Below are 17,493 nucleotides of genomic sequence, written 5' to 3'. Positions count from 1 at the left end.
CGCGGCGCGCACCATACAGGCAAGTTCCGGGCAATGCAAACCCTATGGTGGGGCGAAAACCCATGGTGGGCCGCGCGCCGCCAGGCCAGACCGCCGTCAGGGTTCCCGGTCCAGGCGGATGTAGCGTCGCTCCAGGCGGGCGGGATTGAAATAGACGGCCACCAGGGCGCCGGTGGCGGGATCGGCGAAGCGCTCGCCCGTGTCCTGCCAGCCGGGGCCGGGCAGCCCGTTGACCAGGGGCTTGTAGTTCACCCGTTCCACCAGGGCCGCCAGGCAGAGGAAGCCCGTGCCGACCAACAGGCCGATGGGGAAGACGCTGACCATGTCCATCAGCCACACCGCCATGATGGCGGCGAAGGCGATGGCGCAGCCGATCATCAGCCAGGTGCAGGCGGGCTGCCGGATCGGGGTGGTGTCAACGCCGGGTCGGGACGGGCCGGACCCGAAATGGACATGCAGGACGGACATGGCGCTGGTCTCCTTATCCGGGGCATGGGCCTTGGCTTTCAGGCCCTCTGTCCGATGATCGGTCTCAGGGTTGGGTTAAGGCGGTCCTCTTCACTCTCCTCTTCACTCTAAGGCGGGGGGTCCAGCACCACGGCGGTGCCGTAGGCGACGATCTCACTCATCGTCTGGCCGATTTCCGAGCTGTCGAAGCGCATCATCACGATGGCGTTGGCGCCCATGGCGCCCGCGTTGGCCACCATGCGGTCGATGGCCTGGCGGCGGCCTTCCTCCAGCATCTGGGTGTATTCGTGAATCTCGCCGCCGATCAGGGTGCGCAGCGCGGCGACGATGTTGCCGGCCAGGCCCCGGCTGCGCACGACCACGCCGAACACCTGGCCCTTCACGGCCAGCACGCGATGGCCTGACACGGCCTCGGTCGTCACCACCAGCACCTGGGCGCCTCCCCGCTTGTTACGGGAAGCTTACGCCCGGGAAGCGGGGGACGCCACCAGTGCGTTCGGTCAGTACAGGCGTTTAGATCGGCGGCGTGGGTGGCGCTGTCACCGCGCCGCCGGCAGGGTGGCCAGCCAGGCGTCTAGCTGGGGCAGGCGGTCCTGGGCCACCTTGGCGCGGTAGGCGATTTCGCCCGTCGCCTTGGCGATGCCCTGGCGGCCGCTGGCCGGCACGTGCCCTTCGGCATAGGCGGTTAGGTCGCCGATTCGCGACAGGTCGGACGACTGGCGGGCGATGTCGGCGAAGAACTCATAGCGCTGCATCTGGTCCAGCTTGCCCTCCACCGCGTCGACATGGGTGGTGATGAAGCGCCAGGCCAAGTCGGGGTTGGATTCCGCCACGGCGCGGATGACGGACGGGGCGGTGGTGGTCTCCACCTCCGGCGTCAGCGTCATGTCCAGCACCTGTTGCGCCAGCGCCGGATCGCGCACCGCGCCCAGCGCGACATACAGCTGGCGCCGGGCCAGGGCGTCGGTGGTGGCGGATGCCAGCGCGTGCAGGCGCTGGAAGGTGGCGGCATCGGCATGCTGGGCCACCACGGTGATGACGGGCAGGCGGATGCCGGGGGGCAGCGCGGTGGCGTCGGTGGCGTCGGCCGCCAGGCGGCGCTGGGCCTCCGTCACCGTGTCGGTGGCGTCGAACGTCCCCAGCGCGCGGATCAGGGCGGTGCGCGCCAGCCCCACCTTGTCGCCCTGGCCCGGCTGCGGATCCCAGCCGATGGCGGACAGCACGGGTGCCAGCACCCCCCGGGCGTAGGCCCGGAAGGCCGCCTGGCCCTGACCCACGCCCGGGGCCCGGCCGGTATAGTAGGCGTCGACGTCGCGGAGGTAGTCGGCCGCCTGCTGCCATACCGCCGGGTCGGCGTCGGGCCGCAGGGCGCGGATCAGGGCCAGGCTGTCGCTCATGGCCATCTGCCCGGCCTCGCCCAGGGCGGCGCTGTCGTACAGCAGGCCCAACTGGTCGATGGCCGCCAGCTGGTCGACATGGTCGACCAGGGCCTTGAACGCCGGCTCGGCATAGGCGACGCGGAAATACCCCGTCTGGCCGGCGTTGGCCAGCAGGGGGCCGCAGCCGGGCACGGCGGCCTTGCCGGTGATGGCCGTCAGCAGCGTGCGTCCGCTGCCGCCCGTGCCCACCGTGGCCAGGGGCACGGGGATGGGCCATAGGCGGTCGCTCAGGTGGTACTGGTCGGGGATGGTCACGGGTTCGGTGGCGAAGCGCGCCTGGCGCAGGCTCACCTCCGTGGTGGCGCCGACGGCCGCCGGGGTGGCCGGCGCGCCCTTCCTGTCCTTGCCCTTGGCCTTCGCCTTGGGGGCGGCACCCGCGCCGCAGGTGGCGTTGACCGTCACCAGGGGGATGCCGGGCTTGCTGACGAAATCGGTGGCGATGCGCAGGGCGTCCTTGGCGCCGGCGTCCTCCACCGCCTTGAACAGGTCGCGGGTGGTGGCGTTGCCATAGGCGTTGCGCTTCATGTAGCGGCGCACGCCGTCGCGGAAGGCGGTCTCGCCCACGGTCGCCTCCACCATGCGGATGACCGCCTGGCCCTTGTCATAGGTGATGTCGTCGAAGGCCTCGTCCGCCTCCGCCACGGAATTGACGGGCTGGACCACCGGGTGGGTGGCGGCCCGCGCGTCCAGGCGCTTGGCCCGCTCCATCGCCGGCATGGCCACCAGCCAGGGCGACCAGTCCGGATGCAGGGCCGCCATGGCCTTGGCTTCCATCCATGAGGCGAAGCCTTCGTTCAGCCACAGGTCATCCCACCAAGCCATGGTGACCAGGTCGCCGAACCATTGGTGCGCCATCTCATGCGCCACCACCTGGAACACACGCTGGCGGGCGGCCTCGTTGGCCAGCGCCGGGTCCAGCAGCACGTCCTTCTCAAAGGCCATGATGGCGCCCCAGTTCTCCATGGCGCCGAAACCGCCGGCGCCGGGGGCGGCGATGAAATCCAGCTTGGGCAGGGGGTAGGGAACGCCGAAATAATCGTTGTAGCGGGCCAGGATGGCCGTCGCCGTCTCCAGCGCGAAGCGCGCCTTGTCCACCGACCCGCGCCGCACCACCACGCCGATCTCCACGTCGCCGGCCTGGGCGGTGGCGCGCTCCACATCGCCCACGCCCAGGAACAGCAGGTAGCTGGACATGCGCGGCGTGGGCTGGAAATGCACCAGGTGGCGGCCGTCGGCCATGGCCTCCTCCGCCTTCACCGGCATGTTGGACACGGCCATCTGCCCGGCCGGCGCCATGACCGACAGGGTGAAGGTCGCCTTGGCCGAGGGCTCGTCCCAGCAGGGCAGGAAGCGGCGGGCGTCGCCTGCCTCGAACTGGGTCAGCAGCATGCGGGCGGGTGCCGCGGCCCCCCCTTTGGCGTCGGCGCCCGTGTAGTCCAGCTGGAACAGGCCGCGCGCCGTCTTCTCGATCACGCCGCGATAGCTGATGTCCACCGTGTGTGCCCCAGGCGCCAGCGGCCGGCGGCGCCCAGCGTGGCGGTCTGGGTGTCCTTGTCCTGGGTGACGCTGGTGGCGGGATTGCCGTCGATGGTGACGCGGTCCAGCGTCAGGCTTTCCGTATTCAGCACCACCGCGGGCGTGGCCGTGGCCACGTCGATGTCGATGTGCACCTCACCGGCGAATGTACCGGCGTCGATGTTGGGGATGACCGTCAGGTCATAGCGCAGCGGCGAAATACTGTCTGGCAGCCGCCCGTTGCCGGCCAGACAAACCGGCGCGCTGAGACATAAAGCCGCACTCGTCGCCAGAACAGTTTTGAGGGCGCCCTTTAAAGAGCGCGGGATAAAACTGATCGAGGGCAAGGGCATGCAGCCGCTCCTACTCTTGTATTGATGGCGCCACTGCGGGGCGCTTTTCGTTGGGGCCGAAGTGTGCCTGTGTCCACTGGACAGTTCAATTGCGGACTTCCTGGCCGATAGGCATGTTCCTTGCCAAAGGTGGCGGGGCGGAAAGGGGATGCCGTCAGGATACTATATCCGGCTGCGGCTCAAGGTAAGCGCTGTCCCCGCATTAAAATCACAGGGTCGTGCCGGCCGCTTTCCGGGGGGCGCGACAGAAGAACGCGGGTTTGGCGGAGCCCCCTCATCCACCGATACCACTTCTTGGCTCCGGCCTGTTGCTCCCAGGACGGGATTTAGCGAGGACCGGAAGATGACAAGTCAACCTCATCTTCCATGAAGGCCAAATCCGGGACCCAATTAGTTTGGCTGGATAACCGATTTTCTGCCAACGGTGGAAGTAATACTTAACAGAGAAGGGCACGTTCGACGGGGATTTGATAGAAAAACCCCGACATGACCAGATGGTGGTGATGAAGCTGGAGACCATGTAAAGGAAAATTCAAAGGCATCCGGATTGCTTGACGATCATGCCTGATGGTCTAGTCTTCAAAATTCGCATAGGCTTGTCCCTGGACCAAGCCATTGGCGGTCTATATTGAACGCTGCCTTCCGAAAGACAGCTCCGCGGTGCGCGGGCCGGTCGAGGGCCGCCCTAGCGGGCATTTCATATTTCGCTGTCGTTGTCGCCCGTGCGCCCCCTCCGGCGCCCCTGAGGGCGCCGCATTTGGGAAGTATCGCCATGTTCCAAACCCAGTCCGCGCAGTTCAAGCCCTCGACGGGCGCCGCCGGCGCCCCATCCCCTTCCGCCAAAGCCCGCAAGCGCTTCGAAGTGTCGGTGGCGGCGCGTATCGCCCTGTTGATCGTGGGGGCCGTGACCCTGCTGACGGTGGTCAGCCTGGGCATCAGCCACGTGTTGCTGGCGGGCTTCACCATGGAATTGGCCAAGGACCGGCAGGACGCCAACATGCAGGTGGCCTGGCATGTGCTGGAAGGCTACGGCAAGGGCTACAGCCTCAAGGACGGGCATCTCTATGCCGGCGACACCGCGCTGGAGAACAACGATGCCGCCGTCGACACGGTGAAGCGCCTGGTGGGTGGTACCGCCACCATCTTCGCCGCCAAGGACGGCGAGATGGTGCGCATCGCCACCAATGTCATGAAGCCGGACGGCAGCCGCGCCATCGGCACCGCGCTGGCCCGCAACGCCGTCTATGACGCCGTCGTCGGTCGTGGCGAGGCCTATCGGGGCGAGGCCGACATCCTGGGCGTGCCCTTCTACACCGCCTACGACCCCATCAAGGACGCCGGCGGCCGTACCGTGGGCGTTCTGTATACCGGCATCCAGAAACGCGTCTTTGCCGAGGCGGTGGAGCATCTGAAGACCAGCATCCTGGTGGCCAGCGTCACCCTGGCCGTGGTGCTGGGCCTGGCGGCCTGGTGGCTGGCCAGCCGCTGGGTGGGCCGTCCCGCCCTGCTGGTCGCCCGCCTGCTGGAACGTCTGGCGGCCAACGACACGACGGTGGAGATCCGCCCCACCCAGCGCCGGGATGAGATCGGGCGCATGCTGCGCGCCGCCGGTGCCCTGCGCGGCGTGGTGGCCGACGTCTTCCGCTTGAAGCAGATGGTGGACGACATGCCGCTGAACGTCCTGCTGGCCGACGCCGACCAGGATTTCCGCATCACCTATGCCAACGCCGCCAGCCTGGACACCCTCAAGACGCTGGCCGCCCCCCTGCCGCGGCCGCTGGCCGGGGGCACGCCGGTGGGCGCCGGAATCGGCCTGTTCCATGCCGATCCCGCCCCGCTGCTGGATGTGGTGAAGAACCCCGCCCGGCTGCCCTGGCAAGGCCGCCTCAGCCTCAAGAACGCCACTGGCGAAAACGAGGAGCTGGAGCTGCGCGTGGCCGCCGTGCGGGATACCGATGGCCGTTATGTCGGTCCGATGATGACCTGGTCGGTGGTGACGCGGCAGGCCCGTCTGGCCGCGGCGTTCGAGACGGACGTGCACGGCGTGGCCGCCGCCGTCACCAGCGCCGCCCACACGCTGGAGGGGGACGCCCGCACCCTGACCGACAACACCGGCAGCGCCAGCCTGCAGGCCCAGGGCGTGCAGGCGGCCGCCAGCCAGACCTCCTCCAACGTGCAGACGGTGGCCGCCGCCGCGCAGGAGCTGGCGGCCTCGGTGGATGAGGTGGGGCGTCAGGTCGAGCGCTCCCGGTCCATCGCCGCCCGCGCGGTGGCGGAGGCCACGGCCACAGGCGACACCATCGGCGGCCTTGCCGAGGCGTCGGAGCGGATCGGTGCCGTGGTGCAGATGATCAACGACATCGCCGGGCAGACCAACCTGCTGGCCCTGAACGCCACCATTGAGGCGGCGCGGGCGGGAGAGGCCGGCAAGGGCTTCGCCGTCGTCGCCAGCGAGGTCAAGGCCCTGGCCGGCCAGACCGCCAAGGCGACGGAGGAGATCGCCCGCTACGTCCAGGACATCGGCCAGCGCACCGGCCTCAGCGTCGCGGCCATGGAACGCATCGGCGTCACCATTCATGAGGTGAACGAGGTGGCGTCCGCCATCGCCGCCGCCGTGGAGGAGCAGGGCGCCGCCACGCGGGAGATCGCCCGCAACGTGGCGGAGGCCGCCACCGGGACCGATCACGTCTCCCGCACCCTGTCCTCGCTGACCGACGCCACCGGCGTCGCCGGCAGCACGGCGGGCGAGGTGCTGGACACCGCCGGCAGCCTGACGCGGGAGGCCGGCCGCCTGAACGACGCGGTGGTGGGCTTCATGAAGGCGTTGCGGGAGATGTGAGGAGGCTCGCGTTCGCCTTGGTCCAGCGGCACGAGATGGAGACTCGCGCCGCTGTGGCCCGCGACTGTGGTCTTATCGCCACGCTCCGGGGTCGTATCGCTACGCTCCGGGGTCTTGTCGCTACGCTCCGGGTGCGCTAGAGGGCGGGGGTGACTAGCGAAGTGACCCCATGAACACCACGCCCGACCTGTCTCCCGCTGGGGACGACGATGACGATGACGACCTGCCGCCCCTGCCGGCGGGGGCCAAGAATTACATGACGCCCGAAGGCTTCAACCGCATGCGGGACGAACGCCATCAACTGCTGCGGGTGGAACGGCCCAAGGTGGTGGAGGTGGTGTCCTGGGCCGCGGGCAACGGCGACCGGTCGGAAAATGGTGACTATCTCTACGGCAAGAAGCGCCTGCGGGAGATCGACCGCCGTATCCGCTTCCTGACCAAGCGCATCGAAAGCGCCGAGGTGGTGGACCCGCAGCTGCAGAAGAACCGCACCCAGGTCTTCTTCGGCGCCACCGTCACCTATGCCGATGTGGACGATGGCCGCATGACCGTCACCATCGTCGGCCGGGATGAGGTGGACATGGACCGCCACCGCATAAGCTGGGTATCACCGGTGGCGCGGGCCCTGATGAAGGCCAAGGTCGGTGACGTCGTCACCGTGCGCACGCCCAAGGGCCCGGAAGAGGTTGAGATCCTGGAGATCCGATATCCGGACTGACGCACCCCGCCATCACTTGCGGGGGTGGGCGTAGGCCTCTTCCAGTGCGCCCCGCAGCGACCAGGGCTGGTCGGGGGGTATCCCGTCGGCCTGCCGGATGATGACATCGTCGATCACCCACCGGCCATTGACCAGGATCGTGCGGTAGTCGATGGCGCAGGGGACGCCGTTGACGAATCGGGCGGTCACGATGCCCACCTGGCCATCCAGCCGGTATTGCAGCCCGAAGCCGGACAGGTTCCAGTCCTGGCCGGCGATGATGACGTCAAAATCAAGCGCGCAGATTTGGCGTGTGCGGACGGCGCAGGCCTTCTCCTGGTCCAGCAGGCGGGCCAGGGCCGGGCTGGCGTGGGGTCGGATCAGCGCCAGGGCATCCGGGCCGCCCAGCTTGTCCGCGTGCGGGCCGGACAAATAGGGCTGGTACAGCCCCTCGACGATCGATTGGGGTGGGCGCGGCGAACTGGCCATGGTCGCCTCCGGAATCACCAGCATGACCGCCACCAGGCAGGAAACCAGCAGGGCGGCGGTGCGCATGGGCATTCCTTTTATACCAACGGCATTTGATCGTGACCGCTCAAATGCCCCTCAATCGCCGGGCGGCCACATCCGTGGCCCCTATGCGTGTCTTGGGGCTTCCTCGCTGCGCCCTGCGGTGCTCGCTCCGGCGGACGCAGTCGCGTCCTACAGCGGCACGAATCATAATCTCGTGCCGCTGGTATTACAGATCGGGCCGCATGGCGGCCAGCGACCGCCGGGCGATGTCCTTCAGGGCGGCGCGCAGGCGTTCGATCTCCTGCGCCGCGGCCTCGTAGTCCTCGATCAGGCCGCCAACCAGGGTGCCGGGATCTTCGGCATGGTCGGGGTAGCGGTCACGGGCGCGCTCGGCACGGCGGCGCAACCGTTCCACAATGTCCTCGTTGGCGGGCGGGGCCGGGCGGGCGGCCTCTTCCGGCGTCATATCGTCGGCAACCGGCATGGAATCATGCCTCCTCTTCCTGCTCGAACAGCGTCGTCAGGCGCGCCCCTCAGGGGGCGCGGCCATGGCAATGCTTGTACTTCAGGCCGCTGCCGCAGGGGCAGGCGGAATTACGGGGGGTGTTCATCCAGGTGGCCGGATCCTGGCCACCCACCTGCGTCGACTGCGGCATGTTGACGGCACCATAGGCCAGGCCGGCGCTGGCGCGGGCCATGCCGGGGGGCAGGGGCTCCTCGGCCGGGGGGAGGCCAGAGGGGGGCAGCGCCGGGTCGACGCGGGTCTCCTGCATCTCCTGCGGCGGGAAATTGTTCGGATCCAGCTCGGGCTGGGCCATCTGCAGCTGCACGCGCATCAGCACCTGGGTCACCTGCTCGCGCAGGCTGTCCAGCAGCTCCTCGAACAGGTTGAAGGCCTCGCGCTTGTATTCGTTCAGCGGATCGCGCTGGCCGTAGGCCCGCAGGTTGATGCCCTGGCGCAGGTGGTCCAGCGACAGCAGGTGGTCCTTCCACGACTGGTCCAGCAGCTGCAGCAGCAGGCTGCGCTCGATGGAGCGCATGATTTCCGGCCCATAGGCGGCCTCCTTGGCCGCGTAGGCCTCGTTGGCCGCCGCCATCAGGCGCTGCTCGATCTCGACCTCGGCGATCCCTTCTTCCTTGCCCCATTCCTGCACCGGCAGGTCCAGCGCCAGGACGCGCATCACGTCCTCGTGCAGCTGGTCCATGTTCCACTGCTCGGCATAGGAATTGGGGGGGATGGCCTNGCCANCCAGGGTGTTGACCGTGTCCTGGCGCATGTCCTCGACGGTTTCCTTGATGTCGTCGACGGCCATGATCTCGCGACGCTGTTCATAGACGACCTTGCGCTGGTCGTTCATGACGTTGTCGTACTTCAGCAGGTTCTTGCGGATCTCGAAGTTGTGGGCCTCGACCCGGCTCTGGGCCTTCTCCAGCGCCTTGTTGATCCAGCTGTGGATGATGGCCTCACCCTCCTGCAGGCCCAGGCGCTGCAGCATGGTGTCCATGCGCTGCGACCCGAAGATGCGCATCAGGTCGTCTTCCAGCGACAGGAAGAACTTCGAGGCGCCGGGGTCGCCCTGGCGACCGGAACGGCCACGCAGCTGGTTGTCGATGCGCCGGCTCTCATGCCGTTCGGTACCCACGACGTAGAGGCCGCCGGCGGCCAGCGCCACGTCCTTGGCGGCCGCCACCTCTTCCTCGATCTGCTGGATGCGCCGGGCGCGCTCGGCCTCGTCCGTGACCTCGGCCAGTTCGTATTCCACCCGCATCTCGACGTTGCCGCCCAGCTTGATGTCGGTGCCGCGGCCCGCCATGTTGGTGGCGATGGTGACGGCACCCGGGCGGCCGGCCTGGGAGACGATGTAGGCCTCCTGCTCGTGATAGCGGGCGTTCAGCACGTTGTGCGGGATGCCCTGCTTCTTCAGCAGGTCGGACAGCAGCTCCGACTTCTCGATGGAGATGGTGCCGACCAGGATGGGCTGCTGCCGTTCCCGGCACTCCTGCACCAGCTTGACGATGGCGTCATGCTTTTCGCGGGCCGTGCGGTAGACCTCGTCGTCATAGTCGATGCGTTTGACCGGCAGGTTGGTCGGCATGTCGACCACCTCCAGGTTATAGATCTCCGCGAACTCCGCCGCCTCGGTCATGGCCGTGCCGGTCATGCCGGCCAGCTTGGGGTACAGGCGGAAATAGTTCTGGAAGGTGATGGAGGCCAGCGTCTGGTTCTCGCGCTGGATGGTCACGTGCTCCTTCGCCTCCAGGGCCTGGTGCAGGCCTTCGGAATAGCGGCGACCGTCCATCATGCGGCCGGTGAACTCGTCGATGATGACGACCTTGTCGTCCTTCACGATGTAGTCCACGTCGCGGGTGAACAGCTTGTGGGCGCGCAGCGCCTGGTTCACGTGGTGGACCAGGGTGATGTTGTGGATGTCGTACAGGTCGCCCTGCTTCAACAGGTCCATCTCGGCCAGGATCTGGGCGACCTTCTCGGTGCCCTCTTCCGTCAGGTTGACGGACTTGGCCTTCTCATCCTTCTCATAATCGGTGTCGGCCAGGCGCAGGATGACCGTGTCCACGGCGGCATACAGTTCGGAACCGTCGGTGGACGGGCCGGAGATGATCAGCGGCGTGCGCGCCTCGTCCACCAGCACGCTGTCCACCTCGTCGACCACGGCGAAGTTGAAGGGCCGCTGGACCATGTCATCCAGGCGGAACTTCATGTTGTCGCGCAGGTAGTCGAAGCCGAACTCGTTGTTGGTGCCGTAGGTGATGTCGGCGGCATAGGCGCGGCGGCGCTCGTCATCGTCCAGGCCGTGGACGATGCAGTCGGTGGTCAGGCCCAGGAAGCCATAGATGCGGCTCATCCAGCCGCTGTCGCGCTTGGCCAGGTAGTCGTTCACCGTCACGACGTGCACGCCCTTGCCTTCCAGGGCGTTCAGGTAGACGGCCAGGGTCGCCACCAGGGTCTTGCCTTCGCCGGTGCGCATCTCGGCGATGCGGCCGCGGTGCAGGACCATGCCGCCCATCAGCTGCACGTCGAAGTGGCGCTGGCCGATGGTGCGCTTGGCCGCCTCGCGCACGGTGGCGAAGGCGTCGGGCAGGATGTCGTCCAGCGTCTCGCCCTTGGCCAGCCGGTCGCGCAGCCAGTCGGTGCGCATCTTCAGCTCGTCATCGGACAGCGAGACCAGCTTCGGCTCCAGCGCGTTGATGGCGTCGACGTCCTTCCGCAAGCTTTTGACAACGCGCTCGTTGGCGCTGCCGAACAGTTTGCGGGCGATGGAACCGAACATGAAAACCTCGAAGGACAGCGAATACGGGAAGACAGCCGGCCGGGTTATCCAGCCCGGCCGTCCGGGTACTGAAGGCAACCTGTGCGCTTGTGAGATAAGGTGGCGGGTCCCGACGGTCAATGAAGCCCCGTCGTTTCCGGTACCGCGATACCGGTCCCACCCGCCGCGACAGATCCCCCACGCGCGGGGCTGGACCATAGCATGATCCGCCTGCTTTCCAACCGCTTTGATGGGGCCTTTGACCACCCTCGGGGCGCGGTATCCCGGGACGGTCGCCGACGCGCGCCGGGTGCGGCATCTGGACACGTCCGGGTGCCATATCGGTCGCTGTCGCACCTTGCGATGGGGGGCCGGCCCGTGTTTTATGGCGCGACAGCCGAAGAAGGGCCCGGCAGTGCTACGGCGTGGCCGTCACTGGTCCCTGCCGTCGCGCCGTTTTTTGATGCAGCCCCATGTCCTCGAGGAATTCAGCTCCATGTATGTGAAGATGTTGCGTGCCGCGCTGCTGACCGCGGCTTTCGGGTCTCTGGCCGGCACCGCGATGGCCGCCGACACCCCCGCCAAGGCTGCCGCCCCCGCCGCACCGGCGGCCGGCGCCCCGGCCCAGGCCGTGGATGACCCCGTCGTGGCCCGCGTCAACGGCAAGGAAATCCGCCGGTCGGAAGTGCTGATGGCCTATCAGCAGCTGCCCGCCCAGACCCAGCAGCAGGTCCATCTGAACGAGGCCTACCCGCGCGTCCTGGAAAACCTGGTGACCGCCAAGCTGCTGAGCGACGCCGGCTACAAGGAAAAGCTGCAGGACAGCAAGGACGTGAAGGCCGAGCTGAAGCGCGCCGAAGAGCGTTTCGTGCAGCAGGCCTACATCCGCAAGCAGGTCGACTCCCGCATGAATGAGGCCCTGCTGAAGAAGAAGTACGATGAGATGGTCAAGGCCATGCCGGCCGAGGACGAGGTCCGCGCCCGTCACATCCTGGTGAAGACCAAGGAAGAGGCCGAGGCCCTGATCAAGCAGATCAACGGCGGCGCCGACTTCGCCAAGCTGGCCTCCGAACAGCAGATCGACAAGAACTCGGCCGCCTCCGCCGGCGACCTGGGCTACTTCGTGAAGGGCGACATGGTCGGCCCCTTCGCCGACGCGGCCTTCGCCATGAAGCCGGGCGAGGTCAGCAAGACCCCGGTGAAGACCGACTTCGGCTGGCACGTGATCAAGGTTGAGGATCGCCGCAAGCGCCAGGCCCCGCCGTTCGAGCAGGTGAAGGAACAGGTCGCCCAGGCCGAGGCCCAGGACCTGGCCGCCCAGGTGGTGGAAGATCTGCGCAAGGGCGCCAAGGTCGAAGCCTTCGACATCACCGGCAAGCAGGCCATCTCCCTGACCCCGCCGCCGGCCGCCGCCAAGCCGGCCGCCCCGGCCAAGCAGTAAGCCCGCGAACGCCCATGGGGACCCGGTTCCCCATGGGATGACCCGAGCGAAGGGCGCAAGCATCGCCATGGCGGTCTTGCGCCCTTTTGCTGTCCGCCGCCGCGTGCGTGGATCCGTTCGGAGGGCAGGCGCCCGTTTTAGATTTTATTCGTCACGGATTTCGGCCTATTTTCTGCGCCGTTTGCCCAGCCCTTCCGGGCTGCCATCCATTCCCATCCGCCCTGCCCCCGTCCGCCTCACACGGAGCGATCCCCATGGCCCTCAAGGTCTCCCCCCTGGCGCCCGACGCTTTCCCCACCCTGTCCCCCGTGGCCGGCGTCCGGCTGGCGGCCTACAACTGCGGCATCCGCTACAAGGGCCGGGACGACCTGATGGTGGCGGAACTGGCGCCGGGGACGACGGTGGCCGGCGTGCTGACCCGCTCGCTGACCGCCAGCGCGCCCGTGCACTGGTGCCGCAAGGGCCTGGCCGGCGGCAGCGCCCGCGCCCTGGTGGTGAACTCCGGCAACTCCAACGCCTTCACTGGTGCGGCTGGCGAGTCGCTGGTGACCCAGACGGTGGCCACGGCGGCCCAACTGGTGGGCTGCAAGCCGGAGGAGGTGTTCGTCGCCTCCACCGGTGTCATCGGCCAGCCCCTGGCGGCCGACATGATCTCCCAGCACCTGGGGGCGGCCTGGACCAAGCTGGACGAGGCCAACTGGGACCCCGCCGCCCGCGCCATCATGACCACCGACACCTTCCCCAAGGGGGCGGTGGCCACCTGCGTCATCGACGGCAAGACGGTGACCCTCAACGGCTTCGCCAAGGGCAGCGGCATGATCGCCCCCGACATGGCGACCATGCTGGGCTTCCTGTTCACCGACGCCGCCGTCGCGGCCCCGGTGCTGCAGAAGCTGCTGTCCCGTGCCACCGACCGTAGCTTCAACTGCGTGACCGTGGACGGCGACACCTCCACTAGCGACACGGTGATCCTGGTGGCCACGGGCCAGGCCGGCAACGCCCCCATCACCGACGTCAACGACGCCCGCCTGCGCCCCTTCGCCAAGGCGCTGGACGCCGTCTGCCTGGACTTGGCCCAGCAGATCGTGCGCGATGGCGAGGGCGCCACCAAATTCGTGACCCTGACCGTGACCGGTGCCACCAGCAACCAGGCGGCCAAGCGCATCGCCCTGACCGTCGCCAACTCCCCCCTGGTGAAGACCGCCGTGGCGGGTGAGGACGCCAACTGGGGCCGCATCGTCGCCGCCGTGGGGCGCGCCGGTGAGAAGGCCGACCGCGACAGGCTGGTCATCAGCATCGGTGGCGTGCAGATTTGCGCCAACGGGATGGAGGTCCCGGGCTATGACGAGGCGCCGGTGGCCGCCCACATGAAGGGTCAGGAGATCGACATCCAGGTCGACCTGGGCCTGGGGCGCGGCAAGGCCACCGTTTGGACCTGCGACCTGACCCACGGCTACATCGACATCAACGGCAGTTACCGGAGTTAAGGGGGCCCTCAGGCGGCGGGCGCGGGCATCCGCCCGCTTGCCTGTCCTCGATTTTCAGTCCACTGCGTTCCCCGAAAATCTCCGGCGGCCGCAGTCGCGGCCTACAGCGGCATGAGGAATCATGCCGCCGACTTAGTTTGGAGGGAATGCCATGGCCGATGAGATGACCCCCTGCTGGAATGGGCAGCCGGAGTCCACGGACCCGGTCCGCACCGTCCTGGTCGCCGCCGTGGCCCTGGTAGACGCGGACGGGCGGGTGCTGCTGGCCCAGCGGCCGCCGGGCAAGACCCTGGCCGGCCTCTGGGAGTTCCCCGGCGGCAAGGTCGACGCGGGCGAGACGCCGGAGGTGGCGCTGGTCCGTGAGCTGCGGGAAGAACTGGGCATCGATACCCGCGCCAGCTGCCTGGCGCCGTTCACCTTCGCCAGCCACCGATACGAAACCTTCCATCTGCTGATGCCGCTTTACGTTTGCCGCGTCTGGCAGGGCACGCCGGCCCCGTTGGAGGGGCAGGTTCTGGCGTGGGTTCGGCCGGAGCGCATGGGCGACTATCCCATGCCCCCGGCCGATGTGCCCCTGGTGGCCATGTTGCGGGACCTGCTGTAGGGCCCGCGACCAAGCCTCAGGCCGCGCGGATGCGGCGCAGGAACAGCTCCACCTCGTTACGCAACACCTCGCTCTGGTTGGTCAGGGCCTCGGACGACTTCAGGACCCGGCCGGCGGCATCGCCCGTCTGGTGCGCCACGTCGCTGACCTGGCAGATGTTCTCGCTGACCTGCTGCGTGCCGTTGGCGGCCGCCTGCACGTTGCGGGTGATCTCACCCGTGGTCGCGCTCTGTTCCTCGATGGCGGCGGCGATGGCGGCGGAGATCTCGTTGATCGATCCGATGGTCAGGCTGATGTCGCCCATGGCGCTGACCGTGCTGTCGGTCGCCTCCTGAACGGCGGTGATCTGCCGGGTGATGTCCTCCGTCGCCTTGGCGGTTTGGGTCGCGAGGGCCTTGACCTCGCTGGCGACGACGGCGAAGCCCTTGCCGGCCTCCCCGGCGCGCGCCGCCTCGATGGTGGCGTTCAGCGCCAACAGGTTGGTCTGGCTGGCGATGTCCTGGATCATGGCCACCACCTGGCCGATGCGCTGCACGGCGTCCGACAGGCCGGCGATGGTCGATCCTGTTTGCGCCGCCTGCGACACGGCCGCCGCCGCCACATCGGCCGACCGGTTGACCTGCCGGCTGATCTCCTGGATCGAGGCGACCATTTCCTCCGTCGCGGCCGCCACCGTCTGCACGTTGGCGGAGGTGTGGCCGGCGGCGGATGCGGTGGCGGCGGCCTGTCCATTGGTTTCCTCCACCAGGCTGGCCATTTCCTGCGCCGTCAGGCCCAGGCCCTGCGCCGCCGATGAAACGGTTCCCAAGGCCATCGATGCCGCGCGGTCGAAATCGCGCAGCAGGGTGTCGATGGTGGCCGCGCGGCGCACCTTTTCCGCCTGTTCCTGGCTTTGCGCCGCCGCGGCCTCATCGGCGGTGATCAGGGTGCGGCGGAAGATGTCAATGGCCCGGGCCATCTCCCCGATCTCATCCCGCTTGGCCTGGTGCGGAATGTCCAGCGCCCGCTGCCCGGTCGCCATCCGACCGGTCGCCTCCACCAGGGCCAGCAGTGGCGTGCTGATCTGACGGCCGGCGATCCATTGGCTGGCCAGCACCGTCAGCACGATGCCGGCCAGCGCGACGCCGGCGATCAACGCCAGGCTGAAGCGGTAGGTCGCCTGCAGCGCGTCGTTGGTGTCGGACACCTCCTTCGCCGTGGCCGCGGTCAATTTTTCGATGGCGGCGTTCAACTGCTGGCGCGTCTTGCGGTTGGCATCGTTGTCGCCGTACTCCCGCGCCTGGCCTGGGCTGGCTTCGCGGCCCAGCCGGATGATTTCCTTGCGCACCCCCTGGAACACGGCCAACTGGGCGTCTGCGTCGTCCAGTTCCGCGCGCCGCGCCGGCGGCAGGGCCTGGCGCCAGTCCGCCGCCAGCTGCGCCAGGCGGTCCAGGTTGGCCTGCATGGGCTTGGCGAATTTCTCGGCGTCCTGCGGGGTGCGCGCCATGTAGACCCCGCGGGAGTCCATGACGATGGCCAGGATGGTCGCGTTGATCTTCTCGGCCACCAGGGCCCGGGCCGAGGCGTTGTCCATGGCCGCCAGACGGTCACGGAAGTGGCTCAGCGACCAGGCCCCGATCGCCCCGACCGCGAGGCTGGCGCCAACCAGCATCGCCACCAGGACGAGGATTTTCTGACGAATGCCCAGGCGATCCATGACGTTTCTCCCAACATTTGACCAAGGTTCGTGGTCACCGTCGCGAAAGGCCGATCACTGCTGATGCAGGGGCTCCGCGACGCCTTCATAGGGTCGCGTCCATTGGTTAATGCGCCGTTAGTGGGCGTGGTTCAAAAGGATGGGGTGCCGGGCCCGTCTCGCGGGCCCATCTCGCGGGCGGACCCGCCAGCGTCAGTTGCCGCCACGCAGCGGGTTGATCTCTTCCGTGCCCAGGGCGTCGGCCAGGCGCAGTTTGGCGCTGCCCCGGCGCAGGGGCTGCTGCTGGCTGGCGTCCGGCGCCCAGCCGGCCAGGTACAGCACCTGGAAGCTGGCGGAAATGCCGCCATCGCCGTCGGGGTAGAGTTCCTGGTAGCGCTCCGCCGCCTGCGTGAACAGGGTACTGGGGCTCATGGCCTTGCGCCCCGCCAGCACGGCGTTGGTCTCACCCATGCCGCGCAGGTCCTGGATCAGACGGAAGGCGTGGGGATAGCTGACGGTCAGCATGTCGCTGTCCACCACCGGCAGGGCGAAGCCCGCGCGTTGCAGCAGGCCGCCGGCGTCGCGCACCTCGGCCATGGGGCTGACCCGGGGCGACAGGCCGCCCATCAGGCCCACCTCCGCCTCCATCAGGCTGCGGCGCAGTTCGAACAGCGTCTCGCCGCCCAGGATGGCGCCCAGGAACAGGCCGTCGGGCTTCAGCGCCCGGCGGATCTGGATCAGCGCGCCTGGCAGGTCGTTCACCCAGTGCAGGCTCAGCGCGCTGACCACCAGGTCGAAGCTGCCCTCGGCGAAGGGCAGGAACTCCTCGTCCGCCGCCACCGTGGGCAGTCCCGGCATGCGCCGGGCCGCTTCGGCCGCGAAACGGGGGGACAGGTCGGCGGCCACCACCTGGGCGATGCTGGGCACCGCCGCCAGGGCCTGCGCCGCCTCGCCGCCATGGCAGCCCAGGTCCAGGGCCACGCGGAAATCGCGCTTGATGTCGCCCAGGCGTTCCACCAGGCGTCCGACCACCTCGGTTTTCAGGAAATCGAAGCCGCTCCACCCGGATGCTGCCCGGTCGCGGTGGGCCCGCACGCGGCGGCGGTCGAAGACGGTCATGCTGTCGGCATCGCTCATGGGGCCGGTATAGGCCCTTCGTGGACCGGAGCAACAGGAATCTGCGGGGGTGTGTC

Annotated in this window: 14 protein-coding genes; 5 read left to right on the top strand and 9 right to left on the bottom strand. The window is 68.3% G+C overall.

Annotation, left to right across the window (positions count from 1 at the left end):
* Positions 1-96: 96 nt before the first annotated feature.
* From I55_RS28545 to I55_RS36475, 4 genes are all read right to left on the bottom strand, one after another.
* Positions 97-468, bottom strand: coding sequence for a hypothetical protein (locus I55_RS28545; protein WP_044564111.1), 372 nt, complete (start codon positions 466-468; stop codon positions 97-99).
* Between the two features lie 107 nt (positions 469-575).
* The gene (locus tag I55_RS28540) at positions 576-899 is read right to left on the bottom strand and encodes a heavy metal-binding domain-containing protein (protein ID WP_044564110.1); all 324 of its coding nucleotides are present in this window, start codon (positions 897-899) and stop codon (positions 576-578) included.
* Between the two features lie 108 nt (positions 900-1,007).
* The gene (locus tag I55_RS28535; RefSeq protein ID WP_049974606.1) at positions 1,008-3,401 is read right to left on the bottom strand and encodes a M1 family metallopeptidase; all 2,394 of its coding nucleotides are present in this window, start codon (positions 3,399-3,401) and stop codon (positions 1,008-1,010) included.
* Positions 3,377-3,775 (bottom strand): hypothetical protein, encoded by a 399-nt coding sequence (locus I55_RS36475; protein WP_148294033.1) that lies wholly within the window; start codon positions 3,773-3,775, stop codon positions 3,377-3,379. The genes I55_RS28535 and I55_RS36475 overlap by 25 nt, the downstream gene beginning before the upstream one ends.
* 772 nt (positions 3,776-4,547) lie before the next feature.
* Between I55_RS36475 and I55_RS33660 the strand changes: the two genes are divergently transcribed.
* Both I55_RS33660 and greB read left to right on the top strand, forming a co-directional pair.
* A complete protein-coding gene (locus tag I55_RS33660) occupies positions 4,548-6,614 on the top strand; it encodes a cache domain-containing protein (protein ID WP_049974604.1) in 2,067 nt (688 codons plus the stop codon).
* A 169-nt stretch (positions 6,615-6,783) separates the two neighbouring features.
* On the top strand, positions 6,784-7,332 hold the full coding sequence (gene greB / locus I55_RS28525; RefSeq protein ID WP_044564109.1) for a transcription elongation factor GreB: 549 nt from the start codon (positions 6,784-6,786) through the stop codon (positions 7,330-7,332).
* 12 nt (positions 7,333-7,344) lie between these two features.
* On the opposite strand, the gene I55_RS28520 is transcribed toward greB, so the two are convergent.
* The 3 genes from I55_RS28520 to secA form a co-directional block, all read right to left on the bottom strand.
* Positions 7,345-7,866, bottom strand: a complete 522-nt coding sequence (locus tag I55_RS28520; protein WP_148294032.1) for a hypothetical protein — start codon at positions 7,864-7,866, stop codon at positions 7,345-7,347.
* Between the two features lie 184 nt (positions 7,867-8,050).
* Positions 8,051-8,308 carry a hypothetical protein gene (locus I55_RS28515; RefSeq protein ID WP_148294031.1) on the bottom strand — a complete coding sequence of 86 codons (258 nt, stop codon included), beginning with the start codon at positions 8,306-8,308 and terminating at the stop codon, positions 8,051-8,053.
* Positions 8,309-8,357: 49 nt separating this feature from the next.
* Complete coding sequence (gene secA, locus I55_RS28510) at positions 8,358-11,114, bottom strand: preprotein translocase subunit SecA (protein ID WP_044564106.1); 2,757 nt, start codon at positions 11,112-11,114, stop codon at positions 8,358-8,360.
* Between the two features lie 475 nt (positions 11,115-11,589).
* On the opposite strand from secA, the gene I55_RS28505 reads away from it, so the two are divergent.
* From I55_RS28505 to I55_RS28495, 3 genes are all read left to right on the top strand, one after another.
* Entirely contained in the window at positions 11,590-12,534 is a 945-nt protein-coding gene (locus I55_RS28505; protein WP_064742551.1) for a peptidylprolyl isomerase, read from the top strand.
* Between the two features lie 254 nt (positions 12,535-12,788).
* Positions 12,789-14,021, top strand: coding sequence for a bifunctional glutamate N-acetyltransferase/amino-acid acetyltransferase ArgJ (gene argJ, locus I55_RS28500; RefSeq protein ID WP_044564104.1), 1,233 nt, complete (start codon positions 12,789-12,791; stop codon positions 14,019-14,021).
* Between the two features lie 163 nt (positions 14,022-14,184).
* Positions 14,185-14,625: a (deoxy)nucleoside triphosphate pyrophosphohydrolase gene (locus I55_RS28495; protein WP_044564169.1), complete on the top strand. Its 441-nt coding sequence runs from the start codon at positions 14,185-14,187 to the stop codon at positions 14,623-14,625.
* A gap of 16 nt (positions 14,626-14,641) precedes the next feature.
* On the opposite strand, the gene I55_RS28490 is transcribed toward I55_RS28495, so the two are convergent.
* Together I55_RS28490 and I55_RS28485 are read right to left on the bottom strand one after the other, a co-directional pair.
* On the bottom strand, positions 14,642-16,321 hold the full coding sequence (locus I55_RS28490) for a methyl-accepting chemotaxis protein (protein WP_049974603.1): 1,680 nt from the start codon (positions 16,319-16,321) through the stop codon (positions 14,642-14,644).
* Positions 16,322-16,513: 192 nt separating this feature from the next.
* Complete coding sequence (locus I55_RS28485) at positions 16,514-17,437, bottom strand: methyltransferase domain-containing protein (protein ID WP_044564103.1); 924 nt, start codon at positions 17,435-17,437, stop codon at positions 16,514-16,516.
* Positions 17,438-17,493 lie beyond the last annotated feature (56 nt).

Origin of the sequence: Azospirillum sp. B4, assembly GCF_000333275.1 — a bacterium.
GTDB lineage: Bacteria > Pseudomonadota > Alphaproteobacteria > Azospirillales > Azospirillaceae > Nitrospirillum.
This window is presented reverse-complemented; position numbering and strand designations above follow the sequence as displayed.

Excerpts from the sequence above, each read along its gene's own strand:
- I55_RS28520 (WP_148294032.1), bottom strand. The coding sequence starts at position 7,866 with ATGCGCACCGCCGCCCTGCTGGTTTCCTGCCTGGTGGCGGTCATGCTG.
- I55_RS36475 (WP_148294033.1), bottom strand. The coding sequence starts at position 3,775 with ATGCCCTTGCCCTCGATCAGTTTTATCCCGCGCTCTTTAAAGGGCGCC.
- I55_RS33660 (WP_049974604.1), top strand. The coding sequence starts at position 4,548 with ATGTTCCAAACCCAGTCCGCGCAGTTCAAGCCCTCGACGGGCGCCGCC.
- I55_RS28505 (WP_064742551.1), top strand. The coding sequence starts at position 11,590 with ATGTATGTGAAGATGTTGCGTGCCGCGCTGCTGACCGCGGCTTTCGGG.
- I55_RS28495 (WP_044564169.1), top strand. The coding sequence starts at position 14,185 with ATGACCCCCTGCTGGAATGGGCAGCCGGAGTCCACGGACCCGGTCCGC.
- I55_RS28485 (WP_044564103.1), bottom strand. The coding sequence starts at position 17,437 with ATGAGCGATGCCGACAGCATGACCGTCTTCGACCGCCGCCGCGTGCGG.
- I55_RS28545 (WP_044564111.1), bottom strand. The coding sequence starts at position 468 with ATGTCCGTCCTGCATGTCCATTTCGGGTCCGGCCCGTCCCGACCCGGC.
- I55_RS28490 (WP_049974603.1), bottom strand. The coding sequence starts at position 16,321 with ATGGATCGCCTGGGCATTCGTCAGAAAATCCTCGTCCTGGTGGCGATG.
- argJ (WP_044564104.1), top strand. The coding sequence starts at position 12,789 with ATGGCCCTCAAGGTCTCCCCCCTGGCGCCCGACGCTTTCCCCACCCTG.
- I55_RS28515 (WP_148294031.1), bottom strand. The coding sequence starts at position 8,308 with ATGCCGGTTGCCGACGATATGACGCCGGAAGAGGCCGCCCGCCCGGCC.
- greB (WP_044564109.1), top strand. The coding sequence starts at position 6,784 with ATGAACACCACGCCCGACCTGTCTCCCGCTGGGGACGACGATGACGAT.